At 49.9% G+C, this 25977-nt stretch carries 28 protein-coding genes and 1 pseudogene; 6 read left to right on the top strand and 23 right to left on the bottom strand.

Going from position 1 to position 25977, the window contains the following annotated elements; translation table 11 throughout:
- Positions 1-78: 78 nt before the first annotated feature.
- Positions 79-252, bottom strand: a complete 174-nt coding sequence (locus tag OGV94_RS18650; protein WP_003036022.1) for a con-10 family general stress protein — start codon at positions 250-252, stop codon at positions 79-81.
- 386 nt (positions 253-638) lie between these two features.
- Between OGV94_RS18650 and wrbA the strand changes: the two genes are divergently transcribed.
- A complete protein-coding gene (gene wrbA / locus OGV94_RS18645; RefSeq protein ID WP_003832057.1) occupies positions 639-1235 on the top strand; it encodes an NAD(P)H:quinone oxidoreductase in 597 nt (198 codons plus the stop codon).
- A gap of 20 nt (positions 1236-1255) precedes the next feature.
- On the top strand, positions 1256-1483 hold the full coding sequence (locus tag OGV94_RS18640) for a YccJ family protein (RefSeq protein ID WP_003036015.1): 228 nt from the start codon (positions 1256-1258) through the stop codon (positions 1481-1483).
- A 38-nt stretch (positions 1484-1521) separates the two neighbouring features.
- Here OGV94_RS18640 and agp read toward each other — a convergent pair whose 3' ends face one another.
- The 16 genes from agp to OGV94_RS18560 form a co-directional block, all read right to left on the bottom strand.
- Positions 1522-2763, bottom strand: a complete 1242-nt coding sequence (gene agp / locus OGV94_RS18635) for a bifunctional glucose-1-phosphatase/inositol phosphatase (protein ID WP_043015855.1) — start codon at positions 2761-2763, stop codon at positions 1522-1524.
- Between the two features lie 87 nt (positions 2764-2850).
- On the bottom strand, positions 2851-3558 hold the full coding sequence (locus OGV94_RS18630) for an ArsR/SmtB family transcription factor (protein WP_286523945.1): 708 nt from the start codon (positions 3556-3558) through the stop codon (positions 2851-2853).
- 69 nt (positions 3559-3627) lie between these two features.
- A complete protein-coding gene (locus OGV94_RS18625; RefSeq protein WP_286523938.1) occupies positions 3628-4383 on the bottom strand; it encodes a sulfite exporter TauE/SafE family protein in 756 nt (251 codons plus the stop codon).
- Positions 4384-4469: 86 nt separating this feature from the next.
- Positions 4470-4958: a hypothetical protein gene (locus OGV94_RS18620; protein ID WP_043015852.1), complete on the bottom strand. Its 489-nt coding sequence runs from the start codon at positions 4956-4958 to the stop codon at positions 4470-4472.
- A 24-nt stretch (positions 4959-4982) separates the two neighbouring features.
- Positions 4983-5468, bottom strand: coding sequence for a TlpA family protein disulfide reductase (locus OGV94_RS18615; protein WP_047412195.1), 486 nt, complete (start codon positions 5466-5468; stop codon positions 4983-4985).
- Positions 5455-6150, bottom strand: coding sequence for an ABC transporter ATP-binding protein (locus tag OGV94_RS18610; protein WP_075144860.1), 696 nt, complete (start codon positions 6148-6150; stop codon positions 5455-5457). The genes OGV94_RS18615 and OGV94_RS18610 overlap by 14 nt, the downstream gene beginning before the upstream one ends.
- 4 nt (positions 6151-6154) lie before the next feature.
- A complete protein-coding gene (locus tag OGV94_RS18605; RefSeq protein WP_286523937.1) occupies positions 6155-7285 on the bottom strand; it encodes an ABC transporter permease in 1131 nt (376 codons plus the stop codon).
- Entirely contained in the window at positions 7275-8558 is a 1284-nt protein-coding gene (locus tag OGV94_RS18600; protein ID WP_043015848.1) for an ABC transporter permease, read from the bottom strand. Before OGV94_RS18600 ends, OGV94_RS18605 begins: the two co-directional genes overlap by 11 nt.
- Positions 8559-8560: 2 nt before the next feature.
- On the bottom strand, positions 8561-9940 hold the full coding sequence (locus tag OGV94_RS18595; RefSeq protein WP_220772183.1) for a Fe-S-containing protein: 1380 nt from the start codon (positions 9938-9940) through the stop codon (positions 8561-8563).
- A 201-nt stretch (positions 9941-10141) separates the two neighbouring features.
- Positions 10142-10669 carry an iron transporter gene (locus OGV94_RS18590; protein ID WP_003035987.1) on the bottom strand — a complete coding sequence of 176 codons (528 nt, stop codon included), beginning with the start codon at positions 10667-10669 and terminating at the stop codon, positions 10142-10144.
- Positions 10670-10698: 29 nt separating this feature from the next.
- Entirely contained in the window at positions 10699-12648 is a 1950-nt protein-coding gene (locus tag OGV94_RS18585; protein WP_286523936.1) for an FTR1 family iron permease, read from the bottom strand.
- A gap of 274 nt (positions 12649-12922) precedes the next feature.
- Positions 12923-13675, bottom strand: a complete 753-nt coding sequence (gene nqrC, locus OGV94_RS18580) for an NADH:ubiquinone reductase (Na(+)-transporting) subunit C (protein WP_213732560.1) — start codon at positions 13673-13675, stop codon at positions 12923-12925.
- 194 nt (positions 13676-13869) lie between these two features.
- A complete protein-coding gene (locus OGV94_RS18575; protein ID WP_043015844.1) occupies positions 13870-14376 on the bottom strand; it encodes a protein disulfide oxidoreductase in 507 nt (168 codons plus the stop codon).
- Positions 14366-14989 carry a DsbA family protein gene (locus OGV94_RS18570; protein WP_043015843.1) on the bottom strand — a complete coding sequence of 208 codons (624 nt, stop codon included), beginning with the start codon at positions 14987-14989 and terminating at the stop codon, positions 14366-14368. Before OGV94_RS18570 ends, OGV94_RS18575 begins: the two co-directional genes overlap by 11 nt.
- On the bottom strand, positions 14986-16866 hold the full coding sequence (locus OGV94_RS18565) for a cytochrome c biogenesis protein CcdA (protein ID WP_100194176.1): 1881 nt from the start codon (positions 16864-16866) through the stop codon (positions 14986-14988). The genes OGV94_RS18570 and OGV94_RS18565 overlap by 4 nt, the downstream gene beginning before the upstream one ends.
- A gap of 48 nt (positions 16867-16914) precedes the next feature.
- On the bottom strand, positions 16915-17277 hold the full coding sequence (locus OGV94_RS18560) for a copper resistance protein (RefSeq protein WP_075144867.1): 363 nt from the start codon (positions 17275-17277) through the stop codon (positions 16915-16917).
- A gap of 550 nt (positions 17278-17827) precedes the next feature.
- Between OGV94_RS18560 and dsbA the strand changes: the two genes are divergently transcribed.
- From dsbA to OGV94_RS18540, 4 genes are all read left to right on the top strand, one after another.
- Positions 17828-18451: a thiol:disulfide interchange protein DsbA gene (gene dsbA / locus OGV94_RS18555; protein WP_043017878.1), complete on the top strand. Its 624-nt coding sequence runs from the start codon at positions 17828-17830 to the stop codon at positions 18449-18451.
- A 204-nt stretch (positions 18452-18655) separates the two neighbouring features.
- Complete coding sequence (gene cbpA, locus OGV94_RS18550) at positions 18656-19576, top strand: curved DNA-binding protein (protein ID WP_043015840.1); 921 nt, start codon at positions 18656-18658, stop codon at positions 19574-19576.
- Positions 19576-19869 carry a chaperone modulator CbpM gene (cbpM, locus tag OGV94_RS18545; protein WP_043015839.1) on the top strand — a complete coding sequence of 98 codons (294 nt, stop codon included), beginning with the start codon at positions 19576-19578 and terminating at the stop codon, positions 19867-19869. Before cbpA ends, cbpM begins: the two co-directional genes overlap by 1 nt.
- A 121-nt stretch (positions 19870-19990) precedes the next feature.
- A complete protein-coding gene (locus OGV94_RS18540; protein WP_043015838.1) occupies positions 19991-20677 on the top strand; it encodes a Crp/Fnr family transcriptional regulator in 687 nt (228 codons plus the stop codon).
- Positions 20678-20724: 47 nt separating this feature from the next.
- On the opposite strand, the gene OGV94_RS18535 is transcribed toward OGV94_RS18540, so the two are convergent.
- From OGV94_RS18535 to OGV94_RS18510, 6 genes and pseudogenes are all read right to left on the bottom strand, one after another.
- Entirely contained in the window at positions 20725-21561 is an 837-nt protein-coding gene (locus tag OGV94_RS18535; RefSeq protein ID WP_043015837.1) for a nucleoside-specific channel-forming Tsx family protein, read from the bottom strand.
- A gap of 95 nt (positions 21562-21656) precedes the next feature.
- Positions 21657-22811, bottom strand: a complete 1155-nt coding sequence (tsgA, locus tag OGV94_RS18530; RefSeq protein ID WP_043015836.1) for an MFS transporter TsgA — start codon at positions 22809-22811, stop codon at positions 21657-21659.
- Between the two features lie 38 nt (positions 22812-22849).
- The gene (deoD, locus tag OGV94_RS18525; protein WP_043015835.1) at positions 22850-23557 is read right to left on the bottom strand and encodes a purine-nucleoside phosphorylase; all 708 of its coding nucleotides are present in this window, start codon (positions 23555-23557) and stop codon (positions 22850-22852) included.
- Positions 23558-23732: 175 nt separating this feature from the next.
- Complete coding sequence (locus OGV94_RS18520) at positions 23733-24047, bottom strand: YcgJ family protein (RefSeq protein ID WP_286523935.1); 315 nt, start codon at positions 24045-24047, stop codon at positions 23733-23735.
- Positions 24048-24083: 36 nt separating this feature from the next.
- On the bottom strand, positions 24084-24893 hold the full coding sequence (locus OGV94_RS18515; protein ID WP_286523934.1) for a CatB-related O-acetyltransferase: 810 nt from the start codon (positions 24891-24893) through the stop codon (positions 24084-24086).
- A 405-nt stretch (positions 24894-25298) separates the two neighbouring features.
- Positions 25299-25931, bottom strand: a pseudogene (locus OGV94_RS18510) (MFS transporter); the annotation flags it as partial.
- Positions 25932-25977: the final 46 nt, after the last annotated feature.

Raw genomic sequence — 25977 nt, 5'->3', positions numbered from 1 at the left:
CCGGCGGCGGTAGGTGGCTACGTAACGTCTGGCTCTGACCTTCAGCCGTCACGTCATATCTGACAGATAGCCCGACAATTACGACTTGTTGTTGCCGTGGCTATTTTTGCCCCCTTTTTTACCTGCCTCTGAAGCGCGTTGCGGGTCATTCTTAAAGTTGCCCCCGCTGTGCTGGCCACCTTTTCGACCTGCTTCTGATGCTCTTTCGCGGTCTTCCGCAAAATTACCGGAACCGCCCCGATGGTTTGCCATTACTGACCTCCGTCATTGATTAGACATCATATTGCATAGGTACTGGGGAGTGATACCTCACGCAGCGTTATGGGCTATGCCCTGAAAATAACTGCGTGGGATTAAGCATAGTGAAGCGTGGCCTGGGCGGCCGCTAACTGTAATATCCTGCAACAGGATTGATGATGTTCAAGAAATAGTCACACTAAGAAATCAATAAGTCTTTCTTATGACTACCAAATTTTACCCGGTTAAATATGTATCATTTTGCGACAAGAGAGGTTGTTATAAAAATTGTTATAAATCAAAGAAGTGATTGTGAAATTTGCACTCCTGACAGTACGTCATATCTTTAAAGGTAGGTAGCGAGTCGCTACGGACACGGTTAACTCGAGGAGTAGTGTAAAATGGCAAAAGTTCTGGTGCTTTATTATTCCATGTACGGACACATTGAAACTATGGCCCATGCAGTCGCAGAAGGCGCAAATAAGGTAGATGGCGCGGAAGTGATTATTAAGCGCGTACCAGAGACCATGCAGCCTGAGATTTTCCTTAAGGCTGGTGGCAAAACACAAAACGCACCAGTCGCAACCCCGCAAGAACTGGCTGATTACGACGCTATTATTTTTGGTACCCCTACACGCTTTGGCAATATGTCCGGTCAGATGCGCACCTTCCTCGATCAGACTGGCGGGCTGTGGGCGTCAGGCGGCTTGTACGGCAAGCTCGCCAGCGTATTCAGCTCGACAGGGACCGGCGGCGGTCAGGAACAAACCATTACATCAACCTGGACTACGCTTGCCCACCATGGGATGGTAATCGTGCCTATCGGTTACGCAGCGCAAGAGCTGTTTGATGTCTCTCAAGTTCGCGGCGGTACACCTTACGGCGCAACCACTATCGCCGGAGGCGACGGCTCTCGCCAGCCAAGTCAGGAAGAGTTATCTATCGCCCGCTATCAGGGTGAATATGTCGCTGGTCTGGCAGTAAAACTCAACGGCTAATCTTCAACAGGAGGATTCGAATGCCAACTCAAGAAGCGAAAGCCCATCGCGTCGGCGAATGGGCAAGTCTGCGCAATACATCGCCGGAAATAGCCGAAGCCATTTTTGAAGTCGCGCATTATGACGAGAAGCTGGCGGAAAAAATTTGGGAAGAAGGTAGCGACGAGGTACTCATCAAAGCCTTTGAGAAAACAGACAAAGATTCGCTCTTTTGGGGTGAACAGACTATCGAACGTAAAAACGTTTAGCGCTCAGACTCCCCCGCGAACACGGGGGAGTTTTTCTTTTACTTTGCCGCCTCATTCAGCACGCTGTCGAACTTATCTATCGGGCAAAAACCATCCGCATCTATCGGACACCCTTTCAGCTCCAGCGTTACGCGCTGCGCCGGGGATTTCAGCGTCAGAACGTCTGCATTACGCAACTGCTGCGAGCTCTGATACACGTACTCGATTTTCATCAGATCACGATTTGCGTTGCTGTCATGCCAGCGCTGGAAGACAATCTTTCCGCCAATCGGCGTACGCTCGTTCTGGTCATGAAGCTGGTATGGTTTGAAATCCAGCGCGGTGAGCAGCGATGCGATGTTGGAGTCATGCCCCACCAGCACCGTTATTTTCGGCGCTTTCGCGCGTTCAGTAACCAGCGCATTATCAATATATTTCACCAGCGGTTTAGCCACGTTCTGCGCCACTTCCGGGGAGGTGAACAGGCTGTCCTGATAGCCGTTTTTCAGCTTCGACAGAACCTTCCACTGCTGATCGGATTTAATCTCCCCCCAGGCAACCTGGTCCATCGGGAAGCCTTCGTAATATTGCAGCGTGAAGGCATCAACCAGAGAGTTCCCTACCTTCAGCGGCCCCGAAACCCCAGGCTCTTGTTGGTATTTCGCGCTAAATGTATCTTTGGCATCGGTCAGGGAACACTGCTGTTTTTCTTTGCAGGACGGTGAGTCTTTGTAGTCAGTCATTTGCTCCAGCAACTGATAGCTGTCGTTGAGCTGCATTTTGCTGCGCTCTTTCTCCATTGCCTGCACGGCCTGCTGGCTGAAAGCGGCGGAATCATCAGTGATCACTGGGTTAAATGTGGGATCCATGGTGCCCATTTTGTCCTGATGATGGACCGGAACATCGCACCCCGGGAAAGCACCTGTGACAAAAAACTGCGCCGTAGCAACCGTACGCTGCAGGCTGTTAGCATAGGTATAAACCGTATCCGGTGCCGGACATTCTCCCGATTTCACCATCCCCTGTTCTGCCAGCCACTCTCGCATGTAGTGGCCCATATAGATTTCCAGCACACCGCCTTTGGTGGTGAGTTGTCCTCCGGGGACATCCCATTCTGGCCATTGTTTTGGGGTCGACTGCTCAAGGACGCTGCCATTGTTGGCTAAAGGTGCGCGTAAGTTATGCCGACTCATCATCAATACTTGCATAAGCTGATAGCCTTCCGGCGCGGTCTGCGCCTGCGCGGCGGCTGACAATAATACAGCGCCTGCCACGGCTGTGGCGATTAACGATTTATTCATCCCTACGACCTCTTGTTGTTATCAATCACAACAGAGTGTGACAGAAATATGACATATTTCCGGGAACGCTTTCGCAAAACGAACCATCTACCGTGTCGCTTTAACACCGAACTCGCTTTCGAGTTTGCGAATGCCAAGCGGAGTGAAGGTGACGCGTCGGCTATTGAGTTCCGTTTTTATCCAACGCTGGTCAGTCATCCAGCGTAGCAGCGATGCGCCAAGCTCGCCGCCGGGATGGAAACGTCGTTCGCTCCAGTCCAGACAACCGCAGGTTAGCTTCCGCCGGGATGAACCCGTCGCCAGGACAATCCCCATCTGGGCCAGCTTTTCCTGCCCAAGCGGCGTTAGCGTTTCACCATCCGGCGTTAACCACTGACGGGAAACCAGCGTGTCGAACAGCCTCACCGCCACCTCCCCGGCGAGATGATCGTAGCAGGTTCGTGCATGCCGTAAGCCTGGCGGCGTCGTGATTTTGCGGGGCGTTGATGTCGCCCACGCCACCCCCATCAAACGCTCCAGCAGTTCAGCAATATCGGAACCTGCAAGGCGAAAATAACGATGCCTGCCCTGCGCAAGCGCCACAACAAAGCGTTGTTCGCACAGACGCGCCAGATGCGCGCTGGCAGTCGACGCTGATACATCCGCCACAGCGCTAAGTTCGGTTGCGGTCCAGGCGCGGCCATCCATCAAGGCGCACAGCATACGCGAGCGCGATTTATCGGCCATAGCGGCCGCAGTGAGCGCCATTCGCGACTCCAGAGCGCCCTCTTCTTCACTTAACATCTCTGATGCCATAGCGACCTCTTTGCCCCTGAATGCCTGAAGTAACGATGCCATGATAGCGCCCCAAAGTCACCGCACCGGTCACGCCGCACGCAACATCATCTCCATACCCAACCCAACCAGACAAAACAGAAAACAGCGTTTAAACACAACAGGAGAAATAACCCGTCGCACATGGGTTCCTAACCACTGACCAATCAGCGCAGGAACAATGGCCAACGCCGATAAGCTTAGCGACTGTACGGGCAGCGCATTGTGCCACCACAAACCAAGCGCCAATGCCAGGGTCGAAAACGTAAAAGAGATCCCGAGCGCCTGTACCAGTTCATCTTTCTCAAACCCCAATGACTGGATCCAGGGTACGGCGGGCATTACAAACACGCCGGTTCCGCCAGTCAATAAGCCGGTCACAAATCCAATGACGAGGGAAAACGATTTTTCATGCTGCGGAGCCACCGCGATTTTCTTTCCAGCCAGCGTCCAGATAGCGTAAGCCACCAACGCCACGCCGAGCGCAAACTGGGTACGGGTGGTGTCGCCACCGGTAATCCACGCGCTGGCAAGCAGTGTCGCTACCACCACCGTCAACAGCATTGGCCATAGTCGTCTGAGTAATTGACGCGTATTTCCGCCACCGCCAAACTGAAAAAGATTGCTAATCAGTGAAGGCAACAGCAGCATGGCTGCCGCGGCAACCGGCGAAATAAGCGACCCCAGGATCCCCATAGCCACGGTGGGCAATCCCATACCCGTAACGCCTTTCACCATCCCGGCGAGGACAAACGTGGCGGTAATCATCATCACCAGAGCGGATTCATACGCGTATACATTGGCCATTCTTTATTTTCCCACAAAAAAAGATAAGCCAGGTTAAACGCTAATATGAATACTTGCTTCGTCGGGTAACGAAATATGCCATCCGATTAATCGGAGATAATCACTTCGCTGCGAATATTACGTGCAGAATATAAAGTTCCGTCTGTCAGGTACAATTGATGAAAGCGTGTATTATCTGGAATGTTGTGCAGAAGGGAACGTTCAGTATCAATGAACTCCCGTTGTATCCGATAATGAACCGCATCGTCAGTTTCAAAGGAAACGTATTCCCGTTTGGTATACGGTTTACTTTTTAATTTCACATATACAATGTACTGCACCGTACTGAATGTCAGTCCGGTTTTTGCTGCAATCTCTTTCAGATTTAATGGTTCAGAAGACGTATAGAGAGTTTGTACTTGCTCAATACGTTTTTGATTGTAGGCGGATACCCGCAGGCTGAGTTTCAGTCGATACGCCATATTGCGCACAACCGTAATATTGGTGCGAAGCATCAGTGCAATCTGCTCCGTCGTAAGAACACCTGCATTTTCATGCAGGACGGCCAGACTTTCTTTATTCCACCGGAATGCCATATAGCGTTTCTCTCTGTATCGCGTTCATCGGGCGGCCATGCGCGCAAACGTCGCATCTAACTCAGATGATTTCCGCATCCCCTGGTGTAATTCCAGCACGCGACCTTCCCTGTCAATCAACACAGAGGTTGGCGTACCGATAACCTGATATCGCTCCTGGGAAATCTTAAGCTGATCGCGAAGTACCGGGTAAGAAACCTGATGTTTCGCCAGTAAGCCATCTATTTTAACCGTCGCCGGATCGGTATTCACAGCCACCACCACAACCTTATCACCCCACTTTTTACTTAGCGCTTCCAGCGCGTCCATTTCGGCAAGACAGCCACCGCAACTCGCCGACCAAAAGTTTAGATAAACAGCCTTTCCACGCCAGCGTTCAAGCCCGGCCTCTCCGCCCTGCAAGTCGAATGTTGCCAGCGCCGGGGCTTGCTGCCCAACCGCCAACTTCTCTTCCTTACATCCACTAATCAAAACCAAAGTGGCGAGAGTTAATATGTTAATCCAGCGCATGTTGATTAGCCTCCTCACCCAGATATTTGCCATGTTGCAGACGGATAATACGATCGGCAAACAACCCAAGCGCCGGGTTATGTGTCACCATCACAATCGTACGCCCCTGACGATGCAGATCTGTGAGTAGATCGAGCACCCGCTGTTCATTCTCTTCATCAAGGTTACCCGTGGGTTCATCGGCAAAAATTACCGGCGGTTCATTGACCAGAGCCCGGGCAATGCACACCCGTTGCTGTTCCCCTCCGGAAAGTTGACTCGGCAGGTGCGTTACCCGGTGTCCAAGCCCCACCTGTTCCAGAACCTTTCTGGCAGCAGCTTCATCCACAACACTGTGGTAGTGCTGTGCCAACATGATATTCTCCAGCGCGGTTAAAAACGGGATCAGATGAAACTGCTGGAACACCAGCCCTATTTTTTCTGCGCGAAAACGGCGGCGCCCCTCTTCATCCAGTGCGGCAGCATCTATCCCATCTAAAAATACCTGACCTTCTGTTGCAGTATCCAGGCAAGTCAGAATATTCATCAGTGTCGTTTTCCCTGAACCTGAGGCGCCCATAATAGCGACAAACTCGCCCTGCACTATTTGCAGGTTGATATTATCTAAGGCGGTAACATCGCCGAACCGTTTATATAAATGGCGGGTTTCTATTGCCATTGACGGGGTCTGCATAACGGACATGGCGTTACTCTCCTTTCAACACTTTTGCGGGTTCGACGCTGACCGCACGACGGACCGGGACAATCGCCGCCAGAATGGCGACCAGTAAAGATAATGTCAGGGTGACCGGCAGCACTGGCCAGCGTAGTGAAATAGCGGCATTAAATACGGTCAGCCCAAGCAATTGGGCTAACACGTACCCTAATAACCACCCACAAACCACTGCTGCCAGCGCGATAATGCAGGTTTCCAGAAGGATTTGCCGGACAATATCGCCGTTGCTGGCTCCCAACGCTTTTTGCAGCGCAAACTCCCGGGCTCGCTCACCAACAATGGCCATCAACGTGGTATTCACACACAAAGATGACAGTGCAAGGATCACGAGCGAAACCAGCCCCATTAAGCCTTTTATCTTATCCAGCACCTGTCCTTCTGAAGCAGAGACTTTCCGGATTGGGCGTATTTCCAGGTCCGGGTATTGAACCTGTAAACGGCTGGCAAAGTTTTCCACCTGGCCGACATCATTACTGACACTCATGAGTCCATGGCTGATTTTATCGGGCTGATGCAGCCACGCCTGCGCCACATCAAGACTCACAATCAACATGTTATCTGTCGCATCACCGGCTTCAACAATGCCTTTAATCTGTAAGTTTTTACGCTGATTGTGATCCACCAGAATAATGCTATCGCCCGGCTGGACATTAAGACGCTCTGCCAGTTTGACGCCTATCATCGCATTGCGATCGTCGAAACTGACACCAATCCAACTCCCTTGAACCTGCCAGTACGGCACCAGCTTTTGTAAGGATTCAAACCACACGCCGACAATCACCACCTTTTCCAGCTCGGTGCGCGCCATACCGTATAGCCATGGGCTGGCTCCATGAACCAGGCCTTGTGGCGCCTGATCTAAAATGGTCTGCAGCTCTTGCTGCGGCATACTGGAACCATGGCTTGGCCCGATATAGAAATTTGCGCCAAAAGTTCGTAATTCCTCACTCATTTTGGTATTGATGTCGAACCACACCGCTGACAGCGCGGTCACAATGGTCGCCCCCACCATCAATGCGGCAAATACCACGCTAACCCGCTGAAAGCGCAGACGCAGCGCCCGCCATACCAGTAACCAGAGCATTGTCCGTTTAGCGGCCATACAGCACCTCCACAGGATACAAGCGGGCAATACGCCGAGCCGGGAACCAGGTGCCAATCAGGGCAATCAGGACCGCAATCACCAGTACACATGGCACCACAATCCAGGCAAAATTCAGTGGTGCAGCAAATAGCATCAAGCCAATCGCTTTCGCCATTCCCCAACCCGCTATACATCCCAATGCTCCTCCGGCCAGTCCACTGGAAGCGGCTTCAAGATAGAACAGCAGCATGATTTGCCATTGATGCGCGCCAAGCGCCTTCATCAGGCCGATCTCTTTAGCGCGTTCCATAATGGTGCTGGTCATCAGGGACGCAATTCCCATCGCCGAAGCCGCCAGTGCTGCGACGGTCACGACCGCCATCAGCAACTGAATTTTATCGATAACGACCCCTTCGGATGCAGCAACCTGCCACACTGGACGGACTTCTGCACCAGAAATAGCCTCCTCCAGTTGATGTGCAATGGACGAGACATAGGCCGTGCAGTACCAAAGGTCGTATTCTTCAGCATTCAATGCGTCAAGATTTTCACGCGCCCGGCGCGACAGCTCATTTTCCGGTACCGTCAGCGCCGAGACACGAATAGCCTGCACTTTACCGGGTAAACCAAGCAGCGCTTGCGCCGTGCGCAACGGCATAACCAGTTGGTTATCCTCATCCCCGCCGCTAGAGAGGATTCCGCTGACGGTCACGTTCAACGCTGTTTTACTGGTACGAATTACCAGTTGATCGCCTGGCTTCCAGCCCGTTTGTCGTGCCAACGCATGGCCAACCAATGTTTGAGGGACATCACCAACAGGCTCCTGTGGCCATTGGCCAGTAACCTGCCAGAACGGGCTTACCGTTTTCTGCCCCGTTTCAAACCCTTCTTCATCTGGAATATCCACCGGCTGACTGAAGAAGGTGCCAAGAATACGTATTTTTTTGCCGTCGATGTCGATATCACCGCCGAGCATAGGAGCAAAGCCGACAATGTTGTTACGCCAGAAAATATCCTTTATGTTTGGTAGTTCCACTTCATCCAGGAAATCCTGTTCTGAGAGTGGATTACTGTTTTCACTGAAAAGCGCAGGCAGTGCCGCCTGCCCGGCTGGTTCAATCAAAATATTGGCACCATAAGACTTCAGCTCTCTGGACATTTTATCGCCAATATCAATCGACACCGCCAGCAGTGCGGAGATCAGGCTGGAAGCAAGAAAGACGGTTACAATAGCCAGCCCCTTGCGCCGGAGATTGCGCCCCCAGGATTGTCGTAACATTCGCCACAACATTGTTACTCCTCCCTCAATTCGGCAGGAACGAACTGTTCCGGTGTTTTACGGAAGCGGTCGTAATTTGCCTCAGATGAGAAGAACCAGGTTTTGCCGCCATAGCTGTATTTGTAGTCAGCAGAGGTATTTGTCAACGTGGAGCCGTCAACCGGGTCGGTCACCTTGATGGTCATTACCGTCGAGAAATAATTCACGCCAGCAGCCAGTTCTTTACCCGGGATCACCAGCTCTTTCTCATCATTACGCCAGTTTTCAATCGGCACCGGATTGCAACCACCAGGTTTACCAATCGAAGGAATGAAAATGTGTACCCCGCAGGCCACGCAAATAACCTGATTCCCTTCCATCACGTAGCCCTGATCGCCACACAGCAAACAGGCATCAAAAACCACACCCAAACGCAACTTGTCGGGATAACGGTTAATCACGAAAAAACGTACAGCTTTACCATCATCTGCTACCCAGACAAAGCGGTGCAATTTGCCATCACGGAGTTGTTCTATTGGCAGATGAACCATGCCATCACTGGCAAGTTGTACCGGAATTGCCTCTGACAATTGCGGAGGCTGAGAGGCGACTTTTTCCCACCAAAGCTGTCCGGCGATCACGACCCCCGCACACCCTAACGTCACCAGCCAAAGACGAAACGCATTTCGACGATGCGCCAACGCCAGTCGATGTGCTATCGGCTCATCGGCTTCACGCGTCTGTCGGATAGCGCGAAGCAGCGCCGGTATCCAACACAGCGCCAGAACAAGTAACAGAGCGGCCCCCAACCAGTTATACATCGCCGCGTTGTTTGTCACTTTGGCCACGAAGCTCAATAGCGATTTCGCCAGCGGCAGTACCTGCAGTTTCATAAATAACAGCAACAGATTGCCGCTTAAGGGCAGCCAAATCATTACCATCAGAATCAGGGTTAACGGCCAGTAAAGCCCACGAATCCGACGCAATAGCATGGCGCAAAGCACTCCCGCCAGGCAGAGAATCGCAAATGCCAATAGCATTGCCGTCAAATTCAACAGCAGATCGGTATTGAGTACATGGGTGCTGGTTAATCCGCCGAGATTAGGATCCAGCGCCCAGTGTCGGGCAGCGCCAAACACCAGAATCCCCTGCCACAGGTAGCGAATGCGGTTTGATACCCACCAGAAGCTCAACACAAACAACAGCGTAATCATCACTTCTGTACCGACCAGCAGTAATTGCACTGGCTGCGAACCACGGAGGGTGAGCCCCACCAACACACCAACGATTAAGCCTGTGAGTAAGGTCCAGACAAGTGGGCGCAAAGAAGGGGGATCGTTGCGACTCCAGAGAACCCCGGAGAGCAACGCAACGCAGAAAAAAACCTGTAGTGTCGTGACAAAAAAATAACTCATAACATCGACTCTGTACGGCGGATTGAATGATGTAACTATCCAGATATATCGATAATTTAGAGCCTGCCCATCAGAGGGAATAGTTTGCAGTCAGGTGGGATGTGGGCAGCGCAAAACAAATCATAGGTACACCTCGTACATAGGATTGGGAGCACTGCCCGGCCCAACATGGCAAATAAAGCAGCCTGATGGGAAAAGCGCTTAGTTCAGGCCGACGTATTTAAATTCATAGCTCACATCAAATGGTTTCCACCAGCGGCCAACGCCTGTTTCACTGTCTGTATGACGATGCATTCCCGCTTTTGACGGCGGCTCGATGTGGTAGGTCACTTTATAGTTACCCACACCCATCATCTTGATGTTAGCGCCGTAATGAGGACCATCGCTGGCGACCATCGGCATGAAAGTACCTTCTTGTTTTTCACCTGTATCACTGTTAATTAAGGTGTAACTGATGGTCAGATAAGGGATCCACTCGCCTGCGCCAAAACCATTTTTACTGCCTTCTACTGCATGAATATCCGCCTCAAGGTGAATATCGGCTTTTGCTGCCGGTAACCCCATGCCGCGCGGTTCCATATCGATTGGCTGCAGATACACAGCGGCCAGTTCCATCTCATTCATGGTGACAGGCTCGCCCGCCGGATACTCCTTAAAGGCAAACGCGGCCGGAGCAGTGAAAATACCCGCCATCACTGCACTGGCAATCAGGGTTTTCTTCATGGTCATCAGACATATCCTCTCGTCTTAAATAACAGCTATAGATTATTTTTTATCGTTTCCCCTGGAACAGAGCTTTTCCGCCGCATCACCCACAGCGCCACCAGCGCCGCAAGCAGTAATACAATCTGCGGTAATAACGTTTCCACGTAGGGATAAATTCCCAACCAGCTGATTTCAGGCATGCCGTTAATCAACGTTGGCTGGAACAGTTTGCCTTCCACCAGTTCCAGAACCCCTTTGCCCGCAAATACAAAAGCCATCAGGTACATAAAACTGCCGGTAAACATAAAGAATGGCTTCAACGGCAGACGTACGACCGAGTAGCGCATGAGGAGCCAGGCGGCCAGCAGGACAACACAGCCGATAGCAAAACCTGCTGCAATCGCCATATGGCCAGAAATATCATTCGCGTCCCCGACCAGGGCATAGTAAAACAGCACTGTTTCCGCCCCTTCACGGTAAACAGCCAGGAAGCTTGTCAGCCAGAGTCCAACCAGTGAACCGCGGGAAAGTGAGTGAGACAGCTTTCCTTCCAGCCAGGCTTTCCAATGGCGTGCCTCGACTTTTGACAGTAACCAGTAGCTCATAAAGAACAGCATAACGACGGCAATCAGCATCGTTACGCCTTCCAGCAATTCACGACTGGCACCGGAATTAGTGAACAGGAGCTGGAATATCGCAGCGGTAATGACGCTTGCGATTAGTGCGACAACCACCGACTGGCGAATCAGCGGCAACTTATCCTGGTGATTGTTTTTCACCATATAAGCTACGATGGCCGCCACGATAAGCAGTGCCTCCAGACCTTCGCGGACAATGATCATCAGGCTATAGAGCAGCAGACTCCACTGGGTCTCTTCTCCTTCCCCCAACATCGCCACCGCTTTTTGTAAGTCCTGATCCAGCGCGCTGGCTTCGGCGTTGAGTCTTTCCACTGGCTGACCAGCTTTCATCAGACTAACCAGACGCGTAAAGTAAGCCTCCAGCGAGGTCTTAAACGCCGAATCGCGAGAACCAATCTTGTTTTCCATACCGCTGGCTTCAAAGCGGTCAAAATAACTATCTTGAACATCCAGAATGGCATTCTTCGCATCGCCCTGCTGATAGCGGGCAATCGCGTCCTGAATACTTTGATGGATACATAAAGACACGGCAGTCCAGTCTGCGCGAGCTTTGTCATCCTCAGCCACTGGAGCACTTCCCGTATTTTGTTCCGCTGTAACCTGCTGTTCGTCACGGGTAGTGGGCAGACCTGGCAGAAGATCCTCAATATCCTGTAACAAAGTAGTGACCTGATATGAAACATCATTCAGGCGATCCGGCTGCGCGGTGAGCGCAATCAGCGCAGAAAATTGCTGATTGATCGCAGCTGCGTCTTTTGCCGATCGATTCTGTCTGACCGACATTTCCATCTCTGAGTTTTTGAAACCCTGATAGTGCGCTTGCTGGACGTTCTGGCTGGCTACGCTTAAATTCCCAGCCTGATAGTTATTTACCGCCTGGGCCAGCAAATCGTCGATAATGCGAAAACTCTCTTGCCAGTGTACGGCGATATCCGTTCTGGAAAACGCATTGTGCTGCTCTTCGGCAACCAGACGATGCCCGCCATCTAACACGGGTTCAACTTCACGCAACGAAGCTTTAAGCCAGTCAATTTTGGCCTGCACGTCTGAGAAAGATTTTTTTTCGCCAATCATGCGTCGGATCTCACCAAAAGCGCTTTCCATCTCATAACTTTTGCTGGCGGAAATGTTGATTCGAATAGGACCTTCAAGGTTTTCAAATACCTCAAAGTAGGCCATTTGCACCGTGCGTCGCGCCTCATCTGTTTGCTGTTGAGAGTAAAGTTCTGCCGTTTTATCAAGACGTTGCTCAATATCCTCAATAAACGGCGCATAGTTTGTAGCAGCCCATACGTGAAGGCTTACAAACAAGCTACAGAAAGTGGTCAGCAGGAAAAAACTGAACTTACGCACGGCACGCATCCCGTAAAATACAAATGATAATTATTATCATTACCGATTTTTGATTGTGCTGTACATGACCTGGATCATAAAAATGTCAACAGGTGACAAGTTATGTAAATTTATTTCATGAAAATGTGATGAATACAGAATTGAGACAGTCTGGATTTATTGATGCAGACGTTAAGACAGGAGTATTTATAGACTCTAAGGAATAGAACTCGCCCAATACTCGCTGACGCAAATCAAGTCGACAGCGAGCATGAGGACAAATATTATTTAATACAAAAAATAATTAGGGCGCTATTATATCAGGATCACGAGTAATCCGTTGCAGAAAACGGCCATAGCCCTGCTCACCTGTCCAGTAGTTGATACTGTTCTCTACCCCCATCGATGTCAGAGTTGCACCAGAAATACCATCTACCGTATATTCATCGATATTTCCCGATTTTTCCTGAGTTATTCTCAGCACTGGCTTCCCGTTATTATCAACCACTTTTTTACCCAGCCACTGCTTACGCCAGCTCTCATCTTCCACTCTGGCACCCAAAAATGGAGTTTCCCGCTGTTGGTAGTAATACAGGTTTTTAACCGTACGTCCGTCTGGGTCAAGGACCAGAAAGGCATGCATCATCGACTTCGCGCCCTTACCGAAAATGGGTAGTATAATTTGTTGAATTTTATTGTTTTTATTCTTGACCAGATAAACATCTGCAATTGCACAGCGCTGATAAATCTTCGCGGGATCATGTTCCGGAGCGAGCTTTTTACATTCCTGCGTCACGGCATCGTCTGCCACCCATTCACCAGAATCCAGATTTACCTTACGCGACAAAATATAACGTTGAAATAAATTTTTTATTGTTTTTTCATCCTGCACGTCTGATTTCAGCAGACCCGCGGCATGCAGAATAGCAGCATGTTTCTCTTCACTGGTTGGTTCAGTTAGTTCCCCCTGATACATCATAAAAAAGGCAATAGCAGCAATAAAAATAAGGACACAAAACACCATCATTGATGCAACAATAATTTTACCCTTGCCCATTATTCTATAATCCCTGTAAGAAATAAGATATTTAAAACACCATCAGATATGCCATTACCTTTGTAGATTTGCAACTACAGAAAAAATCAAAAATATATAGCCATTAGTATATGTTTTAGGGAATTAATATCAGAACAACCTGTTTTTATTACATTTTTATCGTAAGAAAATGCCGGGTTCCCCCGGCATAAATATCAGAACGTTGTTGCCCACCACAGCCGAAGTTTCATGCCCCAGTAGCTGGTCCAGCCGCTGGTTGTTGATACCACCCGGCCCTGGGACATCACCACCAACGTGGGCGTAACGCTGATCGCCCAACTACGAGAGATGGCCCCGTTAGCATCATTGATGACCGGAAAGTCCACGCCTTTACGCGACAGCCAGTGCGAGACTTCCGCTTCACTCCCGGAGCGTAGCGCAATGGTCATCACGTTTTTCCCTTCCGAGCGCAGCCTGGCGACTTCCGGCGTCGTGAAGCGGCATACGCCGCACCAGCTCGCCCAGAAATAAAGCAGCACCGGCTCGTCTTTGCTAAGTGCCGCCAGCGTGACGGTTTCACCATCCAGCGTTTGTAAAGGCGTGCTGTCAAAAGAGGCAGGTAGCTGCGGCGCGCGCCAGGCATCCATCAGCAGCATCACCCCCGCTAACAGCGCCAGTAAGATCAGTCCTTCGCGCAGCCAGCGGCGCAATTTACTGAGCATTGGCCGCCGCCAGTTTTTCTTTTACCACTTCCTCAAGGGTTTCCCACGGCACCGCACCAGGAATAAGTTCATCACCAATAATCGTTGCGGGGGTTCCCTGCACTCCCACCAGTCGCGCCAGTTGCAGGTTAGTGCTCAGCGTTTCAGCACTTTGGGCGTCCAGCGTAACCGGACTGGCCCCCGATTTTTCCTGCGCCTGTTTAATACTGACGTCGGTATGATACCCCTTCTTCTGCATCAGTTTTTCATGTAGCGCCAGAAACTGCTGCGGATGCTGATGCCAGGTGGTCAGCACGGTCCGCGCCGCCAGTTCCGAACTTTCCCCTTTAAACGGCAGCGGTTTAATCACCACCGCCACATCAGGATATTTCTGCACTATTTTTTCCAGCATGGGATCTAACTGTTTACAGTATGGACAGTTGTAATCAGTGAAGTTTATCAGGGTCAGTTTCGCCTGCCTGGCGCCAATCCGCGGGCTATTGGGATCGTTAAACAGGGCTTCCTGAATTAATGCTTCAATTTGCTTTTCCTGTTCCGGGGTAAACGGTGCAGGCTCTTTCGCTACGCTGACGGCTGAAAACAGGGTTAACAGCAGAACAATCATCATCTTCATGGGGTGACTCCTTTGGCATCGTTCAACATTTGCAGTACCGCATCGCGGGTTAACAACGTGGGCAACGCCTGACCTTCCGGCAGACCGGGGCCATAAATTTGGTTATACGGCACAGCAACCTGGCCGCGTTTTTTCAGAAATTCGGTGATAGCTTCAGATGGCAGCGTCCAGTCGCCGCGTAACGCCACCACGTCCGGCTGTTGCAAAGCGGCCTGGACGTCATCTTTATGCAATACGTTGTATTTATTTACTTTACAGGTGATGCACCAGTCAGCAGTGACGTCAATGAATACACGCTTATGTTGCGCCAGCGCATCCTCAATCGCCTGCTCGCTGAGCGGTTGCCAGTTCACGCTTTCTTTCGCGCTACCTTGTCCACCAAGCCCTATATGTGGGAGCAGCAACGTCGCAAGCCAGATAGCCGACCCCAGCATCATCATGCCGAGAAGACGCCGCAAAATATTCATCCAGCGTCCTGGACGCGGCAAACGCAGCGCCAGACCGGGACGCAGAGCCACCAGCAGCCACGGCAAGCTCATCCCCAGCCCAAGGGCGAAAAATAGCCCCCACAATGTCGGCAGCGAAGCGGTCAATGCCACCGCCACCGCCGTGCCCAGAAACGGGGCGCTGCACGGCGTAGCAAGCAAAGTCGCAAATGCGCCTTGCCAGAAATGTCCCGACAAACCATTGCCGCCGTGAGTCGCCAGCGTGGTGGTCATCGCCGACGGCAGACGGAATTCGAACCACCCGAACAAGCTGGCGCTGAACGTCAGCATCACCAACACCATGACGCCAATAAACCACGGATTCTGAAACTGAATCCCCCAGCCAAGTGCCTGATTAGTTAAACGCAGCACCGTCATCAATAGCGCCAGGGCCATAAACGAGACCAGAATTCCGGCTACCGATGCGAGGAACTGACGGCGGATCTGGTGACGTTTTTTTTCCTCGACCAGCAAAATAGAGCCCAGCTTCATACCCAGAACCGGTAACACACAGGGCATCAGATTGAGGATTAAGCCGCCCAACAGCGCCATTAGCACCACCTGCCACAACGGGAGCGAGGCGTTTTCAATAACCGGGGCTTCGCCAATCACAAGACGACTTTCCTGGGCAACGCCGTTATCTGCCAGCACCAGCGTGACCGACTTCCCGCGTAAATCCGGCGCGCCTTCCCCCCAACCATCATGAACAGGTACCGTGGCGCGTAACGTCTCTCCTGCAACGTGAATTTGCGGCATGCCAAAATCCGCATCATCAACGGCGTCCAGATATAGCCCTGGTGCATTCCAGCCTCCCGCGCGATGAGCCTCGACGACCAATTCTCCGGCCCTTGCTCCGGCGTGCAGAGTATCGGTCAGACCGCTGGCAAGCGGGATCTGCCCCATCGCCTGAGCATAGTCATGGGCAAAAGTCGGATCCTGAGCTGTGGGCGTCACGGAAAAAGGAAAATCCGTCAACAGGCAAACGTTGCTACAGGTGGATAGCGTCAAAACGCCACTAAGCGTGGCCGGCGATCTACCGCGCACAACCATCGGGAACGTCACCTTATCGTGATAACCCTGGGTAGTGATATTGGCGACCTCAAAGCGCGCAGGGGTTGGCCAAAACCAGTCGACCGTTGGCATTTCGTCTTTCCAGGCGATAGCAGGCGCGACGCCGCCCTCGCCCGGCGAACGCCAGTAGGTTTTCCAGCCGTCCTCCAGTTTGACATCCAGTAACAGACGCGTTTCACCGCCTGCGGACGTATCTGCGCGTAGCCGCACGCTGGCGTGATCGTTATCGGGTGAACGTAGCCAGCCGGGTTGAACCGCCCAGGATACGGGCAGCCATAGCAATAACAGACAGAGCAGCGCCTGTCTGAAAACAGTCATCATAGTTTTTCTCCGTGAATAATTATTTAACAGTCAGCAACGGCTGTTCTGTCATTCACGGAAGACGCAAAATCGCAGATGTACCCTGAGAGTGGGCGGCGAGATGGCTCGCGGAGGGAAAAAAGGCAAACGAAACGCCCGCACTGGCGCCAACAGCGACAGCAGCAGACACAGAACCAGAATAGCGCCTTCAAACAGTACAGGAGGCGCGGCCAGTAATGACTTTGCGCTCAGTTCACAAGGGGTAACGGGTGAAGTCTCGTCGGTCTGCGCTTGTGCGCTGACAACAACGCTTGTGGCAACGGTGTCCATTTGCAACGCGTGCAGGCCCGCCATGCGTTGTGCGGTACAAACCAGCACCACAACACATGCCAGACAGAGGAACCACCATCCCATCCGTTGACGTTTCGCCATTACACCCTCGCTAATTGATGCGAGTTATCTTAACCACTCGCCAGGTTTTGGCAACCTTTCCGCTGTAAAGTTATGTCCTGCTATCTGCTGGGTATACCGCGATTTTAATCAGATTGAGGTTGGGCTCCCTGACATAAACCGAGCGAATGGGTCCCGTCGCACCGTTTTGTCTGACACTTGCCCTATTCGTTCACGCGCGACAAGAGAAAGAAAATTGTAGAGGACGTTGGCAGAACATAGCGCATCGTCTTGCAGCTCACCTTTATAAACGAAATGAGAATTAATCATATTTTTATGTTTGGTTATTACAATATAACATTGCCGAAATAAACGAGAAAATATCACGGAAGTTATCATTCGCTATTTACGAAGAGTGCCAAAAGATATTTCTGTGACACTACATAAATAACGTCCCGACACGTATTACTGCGTAAATGAAAGTAAGTGTCAGCGCATTTTAATGGGATTATCGTATTATAGACTGACGCAGTGCATGGCGTATTCATTAGCAGTTAATTTGTTTATTAAATGTTATTTAGAGTATATGGAAATGAAAAAATATTTATTACCCCTGATTGGGTTACTTTTTACAGTTAGCGCTCAGGCAGCATCATTTACCGACGGCAAAGAGTATATCTCGCTGGAAAAACCCGTCGTTTCAGCCCCGGCGGCGCTGAAGTTTTTCTCATTCTATTGCCCTTCCTGTTATCAGTACGATGAAGTTTTTGAAATCACTGATAACGTAAAAAAAGTCTTGCCTGCTGATGTCAAACTCACGGAATACCACGTCGACTTTTTAGGCCCTCTGGGGCAGGACATGACGCACGCCTGGTCCGTCGCCATGCTGTTGAACGTACAAGATAAAGTTAAACCGATGCTTTTTGATGCTGTTCAGAAAAAACAAACCATTAAAACAGCGGACGATATTCGTAATGTATTTATCAGCGCAGGCGTCAGCGCCAGTGATTATGATGCCGCATGGAATAGTTTTGCTGTGAAATCATTGACTGCCAAACAGCAAGAAATGGCTAAAGCGGTAGATTTAACCGGCGTACCCGCCATTTTTATCAACGGTAAATATATGATCAATCCGAAAGGACTGAAATCTGATGATCTTAACGCGTTCGTGCAAAACTATGCTGATACGGTCCGCTTCCTGATAACCAAATCCTGATGTTAAGCTAATCTCACTTTTCGCACCACACAACAGACGCCATAACGTCAAAAGCGCTGTTGGTGGTGCGCATCCGCATCGTTTATAGCAATATCCCTCCTTCACGGTTGGCATTCGCCGTTATCAGGATTACCCTAAACTAAGCGGTGATACCTGTTGTCACGGTTCACCTTCTGCAAGTGTTGATTTACACGAGAGAACGCTATGGAATTAAAGGATTATTACGCCATTATGGGCGTGAAACCGACAGACGATCTCAAGACAATCAAGACCGCCTATCGTCGACTCGCCCGTAAATACCATCCTGATGTCAGTAAAGAGACTGACGCGGAGGCCCGGTTTAAAGAGGTTGCTGAAGCCTGGGAGGTACTGAGTGATGAGCAGCGACGCGCCGAGTACGACCAGCTGTGGCAGCACCGCAACGATCCACAGTTCAGCCGTCAATTCCAGCAAGGAGAGAATCAAAGCTACAGCGCCGAAGATTTCGACGATATCTTCTCTTCCATTTTTGGTCAGCGTGCGCACCAGTCGCGCCAGCGCCCTGCCAGCCGCGGGCACGACATCGAAATTGAAGTTGCCGTATTCCTCGAAGAAACGCTTACTGAGCATAGCCGCACGATCAGTTACAACCTGCCGGTCTACAATGCATTCGGCATGGTTGAACGTGAAATTCCCAAAACACTGAATGTGAAAATTCCGGCTGGCGTCGGTAACGGTCAGCGTATCCGTCTGAAAGGCCAGGGCACCCCCGGCGAAAACGGTGGGCCGAACGGTGATTTGTGGCTGGTGATTCATATTGCGCCGCATCCACTGTTCGATATCGTTAATCAGGATCTGGAAGTGGTCGTTCCCCTGGCACCATGGGAAGCCGCGTTAGGGGCGAAAGTCACCGTTCCGACGCTAAAAGAGAGCATCCTGCTGACCATTCCCGCGGGAAGCCAGGCCGGACAGCGACTACGCATTAAGGGCAAGGGTCTGGTAAGTAAAAAACATACCGGCGATTTGTATGCGGTGATCAAAATAGTCATGCCGCCGAAACCTGACGATGCCAGCGCCGCCCTGTGGCAACAGCTGGCGGATGCACATAAGACCTTTGATCCGCGCAAAGAGTGGGGGAAAGCATAATGGCTAATGTCACCGTCACCTTTACCATTACCGAATTTTGTCTGTACACCGGTGTATCAGAAGAGGAGCTCCATGAGATTGTCGGCTTAGGGGTAATTGAGCCTCATGAAGACAAGACGTTTGACGACCATGCGCTGACCGTAATGCGTCGCGCGGTGCGCCTGCGTCAGGAGCTGGAACTTGACTGGCCGGGAATTGCCGTTGCGCTAACGTTGCTGGAAGAGAATGCACAGTTACGACAGGAAAACCGCCTGCTGCGCCAGCGGCTGTCTCGCTTTATCAGCCATCCTTAGTGTGTCAGGGCCAGCAGCGTGCTGGTCCTTTTATTATCTCCAACCCGCTCTTAATGACATTGCTCAGCAGATGGCATACAGTCAGCGATAGGAATTTTCTCAAACAATAAGACGTTGAGCCATGCAGCTTAAGCCCCTCACTAAAGGTCGTTTTCACAATATCTGGCAACAGGATGATGCCTTAATTGAGAAGATATTTCAGGAGCTACTCTCTGAAACGCAGATTATCCAGGAAGATGAGTATCTATACCGTCAGGGACAGGTAGTCGATCGACTGATTATGGTGCAATCAGGGCGAATTTCTCTACGGTATAGCGCGGAGAATGGTCGCCGTTTTCAGTTGGGCGCAATGGAATGTGATGAGCAATTGTTTGGTGAAATGGAGTTTTTTACCGGGTATCGCTGCCAGCTTGACATCGTAGCTGAAGAACCGCTTACCGTGGCAGTGTGCACCTGTGATCGTCTGGAAGAAGCGCTGAACCAGCATCCCAGGCTGGCGATATTTTTCGCCAGCGCAATGGCCGTTGATTATCAGGATATGCTAGAAATCTTCCTGCACCGGATGCTCTACCCTATCGTTCATAACGTGGCGTATGACCTGTATCGCCAGCATCAGAACAAGCAGCCAATGGATGGTTTTGATAAAAAATACCAGGAAGCTGAGCGATTCGGCACCACTGACCGGGTTTATCGGCGGGCAGTTAAAGCGCTGACGGATGCCGGGCTGGTAACGCGTACGAAGCAAGGACTGGAAATTAAGGATCTGGATGGGCTGCGTAAATTTCTCGGCAACGACATCATTGACTGACACACCAACTCTCGCAAACAGAGCATTGGTGTGTCATTTCGGTGCAATCAGAACTTGTAGGTGAGGTTGAAATAGTGGCCTAGCCCGGTGGTACGCCCTGCTCCGCCGTGGTTTTCCATCAGTGCCATGTTGCGGAAGTACTTCAAGCCATAACCTACCGCATAATGCTCTGAATGCCAGTAGATGCCGTTATACCATTCAATCGCGTTATTGCTGTATAACGGTTGATTAGCAATCTTATTAGCGGCGAACTGGTAGTCAAAGTAACCCTGATAGTTCAAGTAACTGCCGTTGGAAAAGGTATAGAACGGCGTCGACCAGTTGGTCGAGAACATGTAGCCATCCCACTTGCCTTCGTTATCCGCACCGTAGTTTTCACGAACATAGTGCGCATAGATGTTCATTCCCACCAGACCAAACCACGGCACCTTAACATCCGTGCCCAGACCGACGTAATGCTCAAATAATTCCCGGTCACCAATGTTATTTACCGTTGCGATATAGAATTCATTAAACGGACCAACGGATAAATCTTTATTAAAAATGGCGTCCAGGGAAAAACGCGGAGATATCTTGGCAAAAAAGTTATCACCACCATGACGATCGTCCTGCTCGCGATCCAAAATATCAAAGAAATCCACATAACCGTACAGATCGATAATTCCGGAACGCGCGCCAAACTCCAGTTCCAGATAGGTGTCATTATGAATGCCATAAGGCACTTTCGCATCCACACTTTGCATTAAGTTCATCTGCATCCAGTTAAAATCATTTTTGCGGATGTTGCCATCGGTATAATCAGCCGCAAGCGCTTGCGTACAGCACATCGCAATTACCGCACCCAGAACTGTTTTTTTCATCATTGATTTATTTTTCTTCAGCATTTTCAATTCCTTTGAGCAAGGTTGAGTGTCGCCCCACCAAATAAATGGCGTGACGACTGGCTATCTAATTAAAAAGGTAAGCGTTATTACTGTGTTTAATTACGTTTAAGTTTCAATGTACCCATCAACATGATAAAGATGATTAAATACAACACCGGTATTGCGTACATAATTTTCTGTAATCCCATAGTTTTTTCCATTAGCGCACTGATCGCCGGACTAAACATCGCCCCGGCACTGCCGCTAATTAAAATATAAGATACGTTCTGGCTACTCGCGCGCTTCACGAAAGAAACACCGTAGGCAATAAAGGAGTTATACAATGCTGCGCAGACAAATCCGTAACTGTAGGCCAGATAATCAAGCCCGGAGATTTTTTCCTTCGTGACAATAATGGTTGTAATTACGCAAGCCAGCAGAATAATACTTAGCAGGAAATAATGTATTTTCACTCGGGAAACAATAACGGTTGAGACTAACGCGCCGACCAGCGCAGCCCCCCAATATTGCGTAATAATATTTCCTGCTTCTTCAAAGGGAATACCAAATTTGTTCTTCACAAACAATGGTGCCCAGGTCAGGAAGGTATACAGCGCCAGCATGCCTAAAAACAGACCTATACCGCCGCTGATAATCCCTGGGTTCCACTCCGATTTCGCCACGTCCGCGCTATCCGCTGCAGGAGCCGTTTCACAGGCGGAAAAACGGGTGAGAGCCACAACGCCCAGCGTGAGTAGAGCCACCATACCTACGCTCAGATAGCTATAACTCCACGACATATTGTGCGTCAGGGCGAAGGTAGTGATCAGCGGAAAAACTACGCCCGCAACGTTAAAGGTGGCGTCCTGCACCACCAGCATCGTACTTTGAATGCGATCCTGCCAAACTGATACCACGATCGTTCCCGCTACGCACAGACCAATCCCGCCGCAGAAACCCACCAGGGTCATGGCGACCATCACCGGCCATAATCCTGGGCTTAAGTGCATTGCCAGCGCGCAGAGGAACACTATCGAATAGATAATGAACGTCATACGCTTAACACCGATTTTCTCAATCAAGAAAAAGGCGGCGACGGTTCCGGCTAATGCTCCACCGTTAAGCAACGAAAATATCGAAGCAACGGTATTCACATCGGCACTGTAGCGTAGTGCAATCGGTTCAATCAGCATGCCAAACTGACTGGCAAACCCCGCCATAATAAAATTTGCCAGAAAACTAATCAGCGTAAGTGCTATTTTATTCTTCATATAATGCCATCTCTGATTGGTTCATCTAAATGCTGATGCTAAGCCGTAATAGCTGTATTCAGCGCCAGCTCTATCATATTTTTAAACGTTAACTGCCGTTCTTCTGCCGTCGTTTCTTCTCCTGTCAGGCAATGATCGGATACGGTTAATATAGCCAACGCTTCAATATTAAACTGATGCGCTAAAGCGTATAACCCTGCCACTTCCATATCCACACCCAGCACACCAAACTTTTCCAGTGCCGGTATTAAATTTTCGTCAGGATCGTAATAAAGATCACCACTGAAGACATTGCCGACTTTAATATCGATGCCAGACTTCTGTGCCAATGTCCACGCCTGCTGCAATAATGGAAAATGAGCAGATGCCGCCATTGCGTAGCCCGCGCTACGTTTTAAATTCGTGACAGAATCGGTTCCAGCGGCGACGGCAAGAATAATATCTCGCATTTTGACATGATGTTGTGTTGCCCCCAGGCTACCAACACGAATAATTCTCTGCACACCAAAATCATGTACCAGCTCATGGGCATAAAGCGTCATTGAAGGAATGCCCATTCCATGCCCCATCACCGAAACAGGTTGCCCAAAATATAAACCGGTATAGCCTAACATATTGCGTACATTGGTGACTTCGCGGTAATCAATAAGATAATTTTCGGCAATAAACTTAGCGCGGAGCGGATCGCCCGGCATAATTACGGTTGGCGCAAAATCACCCGCTTTGGCATTAATATGTGCAGTCATAACAATTCCTGAATTATGGGTATTGAAGATATGCAGGGATTGTAACCAGACGTTTGCAGAGGATTGAGGACAAAAGTCCTGCTCAGAGGATCGGCCTCTCAATTTTGAGAGTTAGTGGTGCAGGTAAGAGGAAAACGGCATCCCCGCCGCGCAGACAGGGAAAACGCCGGGGCTGTCAGAAGTTATCCTTCTGCCCGAACAACAGTACGGTGTAACGCGTATTCACTTTGCCGCTACGCTTACCATCTGGTGCGAAATAGCGATCGTTCCGACACAGGCGATCGGTGATGTCGCCAAACGAGTCGCCACGAAAGGTAAAGGCAGTGGAGTCAAACTCTCCGGCAGCAGCCTGCCTGCCCCCTTGCCTCTTCCCAGGATACTTTGTGATTAACGCCAGCGACAGCCCGTGCTCGTCGGCACAGAGAGTTTTGTCGCATAGCACACCCGGTGCCGGGCTGCCTGGTCCGATCGTTGCTGCGTATGCTGTCAATGGTAAGACGCTCAACGCCAACAATCGCATAGTAAACTAAAGAGTTGTGAATATTTCGGTAAGATTGAATTTTTTATATATCTTTTGTTGAATACTACCATTTGATATCAACTTATTCATTTCAGTGACGAAATTTATGATATCGTCGCACTTGCTGTTATCAGGCAAATCGGTGTAATTATAGTTCCACCATTTTATTTTTAACAACTCTTCGATAATACCTGACTCAAATCTGTATTTGATAATTTTTGCTGGAACCCCTGCGACAATAGCATATGGAGGCACATCTTTAGTAACCACAGAATTTGCAGCAACAACAGCGCCATCGCCAATTGAAACCCCCCCCTTTAAAACAACATCATTACCAATCCAGACATCATTGCCAATCGTTAAATCCTTAGGTTTAGTGATAAATGGTTTCAACGTCCAGTTTTGTCCAAACTCGCTGGCAGCATATTTATCAAACTCGCCATTATAAGTAAGCATATGAGTAGTAAAACGATTCATTGGATGGTTCCCACCCATGATTTTTACATTTGATGCAATGCTACAAAATCTGCCGATTCGTACATTACCCGGCAATTGACAGGTTGGAAATGAGAATGCGCCTACGCTGGAAAAACTTTTTACTGGCATTGTTGAATATTGCTCAGCAATAACATCAGCTTCAATTCTAATTTTGTCACCTTTAGATAATAGTAGCAAATTCCTTTCTTTATAAACTTTCTTCCCCCTGTGATTTAAAAAGATATTGTTATCCATGCAAAACTCATAATGTTTTCTGGTCCATCTAAAAACAAAAGTATCATTTGCATCTTCTGAAAAATTATAGAGTCTGGCTTTCATATTGTCATTATCTGCTTTTACTTAAGAATGTAAGATTAGATTAAAGATACTCTAAACCCTAACCTTAATCAACTATAACAACATGAAATAGTTAACATTATAAATTCGCTTGCAAGGATATTTTATTGTTAGCACATAGTTGTTAATATATGTTCTGTAGAATTTTAGTTAAAATTTTAATATAGACATGCACTGAAAATTCGCTTTCAGAATAAAATGTAAGAGGTTTCCATTAAGAGCCAGATGTTTGATATATGAGAATTCTACGAATTATATTTTTAAATAGCGCAGGGAAAGCGTTATGCCGCATAAAAAGCGCCCATATTTTCAGAGCCTTGAAGGCGTACGATCCGTCTGCGGCGATATCGCACTTTCCACGTTTCTGGAGCGCGGACCTTCACCGGACTAAAGCACACCGGCCTTCTGGCGTGCGGTGAAAAAGGTCAGTATTCCGGCGCAAAAGAGCAGTACGCTGCTCATGGCAAACGCGCTCTGCCAGCCGAGGTGGTCAAACACGATGCCTCCTGCCGTTGACCCAAGGGCGATTGAGAGCTGAATCACCGCGACCATTAGCCCGCCTCCGGCTTCGGCGTTGTCGGGCAGCGTACGCGCAATCCATGCCCACCACCCGGTTGGCGCGGCGGTTGCCAGCATGCCCCAGAGGCCTAACAGCAGAGAAACCGTCCAGACGTGATGCCCGGTAAGCATCAGACTGATGGCAATAACGGCCATCAGTCCGGGTATGGTCATCAGCGTGGGATAGAATTTTCGGTTAAGAAACGTCGAGACAGCCAGCGTGCCAATAAAACCGGCCACGCCGATAACCAGTAAAATCAACGACAAACCTGAAGAGTCAACCCGCGTCACCGACTCCAGGAACGGGCGTACATAGGTAAATAACGCAAACTGGCCCATAAAGAACAGGCCACAAGCCAGCATGCCAACCGCAACTCTGCGGAGACTAAGTAAATGGAATACAGCGCCACGTGGCGTGCGGATTTTATGAGCATCCATACTGGGCAGGCTGACGCACTGCCAGAATTAGAGGGCGATTAGTGCTAAGATTAATACCATAATGTTATAA

It is taken from the genome of Citrobacter sp. Ce006 (assembly GCF_030336535.1).
GTDB lineage: Bacteria > Pseudomonadota > Gammaproteobacteria > Enterobacterales > Enterobacteriaceae > Citrobacter > Citrobacter europaeus.
Note: the sequence above shows the minus strand (reverse complement) of the source record. Positions and strands in the feature narration are given on the sequence as shown.